This is a genomic window from Streptomyces sp. N35, assembly GCF_016464295.1.
Lineage (GTDB): Bacteria > Actinomycetota > Actinomycetes > Streptomycetales > Streptomycetaceae > Streptomyces.
Genome location: NZ_JAEIMH010000005.1, coordinates 183,418 through 188,105, shown reverse-complemented (window position 1 = coordinate 188,105; position 4,688 = coordinate 183,418). Strand labels below are relative to the sequence as shown.

The 4,688-nt window shown below is 71.8% G+C and carries 3 protein-coding genes; 2 read left to right on the top strand and 1 reads right to left on the bottom strand.

Annotated features, from left to right (window positions below):
* On the bottom strand, positions 1–1,651 hold a 1,651-nt coding region (locus JAO81_RS04570; RefSeq protein WP_374194254.1), incomplete at its 3' end, for a diaminobutyrate--2-oxoglutarate transaminase family protein.
* A 369-nt stretch (positions 1,652–2,020) separates the two neighbouring features.
* Here JAO81_RS04570 and JAO81_RS04565 point away from each other — a divergent pair.
* Together JAO81_RS04565 and JAO81_RS04560 are read left to right on the top strand one after the other, a co-directional pair.
* Positions 2,021–3,244, top strand: a complete 1,224-nt coding sequence (locus JAO81_RS04565) for a serine protease (protein ID WP_199546433.1) — start codon at positions 2,021–2,023, stop codon at positions 3,242–3,244.
* Positions 3,245–3,434: 190 nt separating this feature from the next.
* Entirely contained in the window at positions 3,435–4,625 is a 1,191-nt protein-coding gene (locus JAO81_RS04560; protein WP_199546432.1) for a serine protease, read from the top strand.
* The last annotated feature ends 63 nt before the right edge of the window (positions 4,626–4,688 follow it).

The following is a 4,688-nucleotide window of genomic DNA, read 5'->3' as shown; positions in this document are numbered from 1 at the left end:
CCCCGGGGGCCGGCGCGCGGGGGGGGGGGGGGGGGGGCAGAGGGCGGACGCCGCGGGGGGGGCGCCCGCCGAGTTCGACGATCAGCCCCCGGTCCAGGCAGGCCCGCTGCACAGCCGCCGCGATCTCCGGCGCGGCCGGCAGCGGCCGCGGGGCAGCACCCTGCCCCTCGCCGAAGCCTCGGATACGCCCGGCCGACCCCACACCGGCCCTCTCAACCCCCCGCACACCAGGCCACGTACCGGGCCCAGCTACCGACCCCTCACCAGGCCACGTACCAGGCCCGCCTACCGACGACCCACCAGCCCACGTACCGGGCCCACCCGCCAACCCCGTCCCGGGCCCCGTCCGAGGTCCACCCACCGACCCCGTCCGTGCGCGGGGCACATCACCCACACCCTCGACAACTCCCGCCCCCCCCCCCCCCCCCCCCTCCCCCCACCCCCCCCCCCCCCCCCCCCCCCCCCCCCCCCCCCCCCCCCCCCCCCCCCGCCCCCGCACATCCCCCACACACCCATACGCCCCCGCCAACTCCCCCAATTGCGCCAGCATCCGCGCCCCCAGCACCTCCGCACGAGCGGCGAGCTGGTTCTCGCGGACGTATGCGAGCGTCGCCGCGCCCGCGGCCATGGCGAGTTGATTGCCGCGGAAGGTGCCCGCGTGGGCACCGGGCTCCCACACGTCGAGGTCGTCGCGGTAGACGAGCACCGCCAGCGGAAGGCTGCCGCCGATGGCCTTGGAGAGCACCATCACATCGGGCACCACCCCGCTGTGCTCCACACCCCAGAACGCCCCCGTGCGCCCGACGCCCGTCTGCACCTCGTCGGCGATCAGCGGAATCCCCCGCTCGGCGGTCAGCGCCCGCATGCGCCGCAGCCAGCCGTCCGGCGCGGGCAGCACCCCGCCCTCCCCCTGCACGGGTTCCACGATCATTCCGGCCGGCAGCGGCACCCCGGACTTGGGGTCGTCGAGCAGCGACTCGGTCCAGTGCGCGGCGAGTTCGGCGCCCCGCTCGCCGCCCACCCCGTACGGACAGCGGTAGTCCTGCGGGAACGGCAGCCTGGTGACCCGTACGTCCTGGGCACCGCCCGAGGCCTCCAGGGCGCCCGCGGTCATCCCGTGATACGCCCCCGTGAACGCGAGCATCCCGCTGCGCCCCGTCGCCGTACGCACCAGTTTCAGCGCGGCCTCGACCGCGTCCGTCCCGGCGGGGCCGCAGAACTGCACCCGCCCCCGGTCGGCCAGTTCCTTCGGCAGCGTGGCGAACAGCTCGGTGGTGAAGGCGTCCTTGACGGGTGTGGCGAGGTCGAGGACGTGCAGCGGCGCACCGGAGTCGAGCACTTCGCGGATCGCTTCGAGCACCACCGGATGGTTGTGCCCGAGCGCCAACGTCCCCGCCCCGGAAAGGCAGTCGAGATACCGCCGCCCGTCCGCGCCCTCGATGGTCAGCCCACGGGCCCGTACGGGAACGATCGGCAGGGACCGCGCATAGGTGCGCGCCGACGACTCCCGCGACGACTGCCGCCGCAGAATCCCCTCCGCCCCATGGGCCGCGGCTCCCTCACCGAAGGAGCCCTGCCGCACAAGGGGCACCCCTCCCCCGTCCCTCCACGGCGGCGCGTCGGCGCTCACCGTCGGCTCGGTCACGGCCACGGCGTTCGGTCCTCCCCTGGTGCGGCGGTGTGCGGACGCGGACCGGCCGTCGTACGAGCCGGACGAACCGGCGGCACGGCGTCGATATCCGCGGACATAAGGGGAGTTGAACGCTGTTCACGCATCCCCCGTACGTACCAACGACGAGGGGACCGGGGGATCACGGGCGTACGGAAGATCCTTGCCGTGACGGAACCGTTGCCGATCCGTCGGAAGTCCCCAATGGCACCGGCATAGGGTGGTTGCCGCCCGATCCGAGAGACGAGACCGGCATCGTTGCCGGCTCCGACACCGGCGCCGGCGCCGACATCGACAGCCGGAACAGCCAGAAGAACAGCCAGAACAGCCCGACCAGGGGGAGATCCGGATATGCGACCCATACGCCCGCTGCACGCCGTACGCGCGAGGAGGGGCGCGGGCAGCACCACGGCACGCCGTCGCAGCACTCCCCTCTCCGCGCTCGCACTCTGCGCGGCCCTCGCGCTCACGGCCACCGCCTGCAACGGCGACGGCGGCAACGACGCGGCGAACAAGCCGCCTTCGACCGCCACCGACGACAGCATCCAGATCCCCGACGGTCTCAAGGACCGGCTCAAGGAGCACGGGATCGATCTCGATCAGTGGAAGGACGGGGCCTGGAAGGACTGGGACAAGGACCAGTGGCTGCGCGAGGCCGGGGACTTCATCAACCCGATCATCGATGATCTGTGGGACGAGGACCGGATGCGCGACGCGGACAAGCAGCCCGCGAAGCCGGTCGAGGACGACATCTCCGGTGACCAGGGCAAGACCGACCCGACCCCGGCGCCGGTCGAGGCCGCGGCCCTGAACACGCCCTACACGGACGCCTCCCCGGCCACCGGCAAGCTCTTCTTCGACGGTCCCGAGGGCTCCATGGTCTGTTCGGCGACGGTCGTCTCGGACCCGGCCAACCCCGGCAAGTCCAACATGGTGTGGACCGCGGGCCACTGTGTGCACGCGGGCAAGGAGGGCGGCTGGTACCGCAACATCATGTTCGTCCCCTCGTACAACAACGAGGGCAAGTCGGCCGCCGAGCTCGAGGGCGCGCCCAAGGAGGAGATGGCTCCGCACGGCCTCTACTGGGCCGACTGGGCGCAGACCTCGCAGCAGTGGATCGAGACCGGCGGCCCGACGGGCGGCGCCGGCGCTCCGTACGACTTCGCCGTGCTGCATGTGAAGCCGGAGAACGACAACGGCAAGTCCCTCGAGGAGACGGTGGGCGGCGCGCTCCCGGTGGAGTTCAAGGCACCGGCCGTGTCCAGCATCGAGTCGATCACCGCGACCGGCTACCCGGCGGCTCCGCCCTATGACGGCCAGCGCCAGCTGGCCTGCGCCGACAAGCCGGGCCGGCTCTCGCTGACCGCCGAGGACCCGACGATGTACCGCATCGGCTGCACCATGACCGGCGGTTCGTCCGGCGGTGGCTGGGTCGCCGAGGGCGCCGACGGCAAGCCCGCGCTTGTCTCCAACACCTCGATCGGCCCGGTGACGGCGGGCTGGCTCGCCGGTCCGCGGCTCGGCGAGGAGGCCAAGGGGATCTACGACGCGGTGAGTGAGAAGTTCGCGGGCTGAGGCCCTGACGCGGGGCGCGTTCCCCCGTACCAGGACGGAACGCGCCCTGCCGATATCTTCACCCACCCGCCGCCTTGCACCCACAACTCACCGTGCATAGTGGGTTCTCGTGCCCGGAGGCGGGCGCATCAGCGTCACGTTCTGACGCATCCATGACAGACGTTCGCATCTCAACGGGGGTCACACCACCATGCGTTCCATCAGACCAACCGCCGTGCGCCTGGCCGCGATAGGCCTTGTCTCGGCGCTCGCGCTCACCGCCTGCGGCGGCGAGGACGACCCGAAGGCGGCCGACAAGCCGTCCACGTCGCAGGGCGCGGACACGGGCTCGGACGACCTGCCGGAGATTCCCGCCGACCTGACCGACCGGCTCAAGAAGCACGGCATCGATCTGGACGAGTGGAAGAAGGGCGGCTGGAAGGACTGGGACAAGGACCAGTGGCTGCGCGAGGCCGAGGACTTCGTCAACCCGGTCATCAAGGACCTCTGGAAGCCTGAGCGCATGGAGGACGCCAAGGATCCGGTCCAGACGATCGACACCAAGGCCGCCTCCGCCGGCGACGCGGGCGTGACCGACCCGGAGCCGGCGGCGGTCGAGGCCGAGGAGGAGGGCAAGCCGTACTGGAAGCACGCGGCTCCCGTGGGGAAGATCTTCTTCGACACCCCTGAGGGCGCGGCGGTCTGCTCCGGCACGGTGGTGAAGGACCCCAACAACCCGGGCAAGTCCAACCTGGTGTGGACCGCGGGCCACTGTGTGCACGCCGGCGCCGAGGGCGGCTGGTACCGGAACATCGCGTTCATCCCCGCGTACAACAAGGACGGCAAGTCCCCGGAGCAGCTGCAGAACGCGGGCGCTCAGGACATCGCCCCGTACGGCCAGTTCTGGGCCGACTGGGTCTCGACCTCCGGTGAGTGGATCGACGGCACCACGGCGGCGACGGCCGGCGCCTCGTACGAATACGACTACGCGGTGCTGCACGTGCAGCCCGAGCAGGGCGGAAAGTCCCTTGAGGAGACGATCGGCACGGCGCTGCCGGTCGACTTCGACGCGCCCTCCGCGACCGAGATCGGCACGATGGGCGCCTGGGGTTACCCGCAGGCGCCGCCGTTCAACGGTGTGCAGATGTTCAAGTGCCTGGACAAGCCGGTACGCCTGTCGCTGACGCAGTCGGCGCCGACGATGTTCCGGATCGGCTGCACCATGACGGCCGGTTCCTCCGGCGGCGGCTGGTTCCACGTCAAGCCGGACAAGAAGACGTACCTGGTCTCGAACACCTCGATCGGCCCGGCCGGCAGCGCGGGCTGGCTCGCGGGACCGCAACTCGGCCAGGGCGCCGAGCAGTTGTTCCTGCAGATGAGTGAGAAGTACGGCGACAAGTAGGTCCCGGCAGCACAGAAGGGGGGCGGCCCCCCCCCCCCGCGGGGGGGGCGCCGCGCGGGCGGC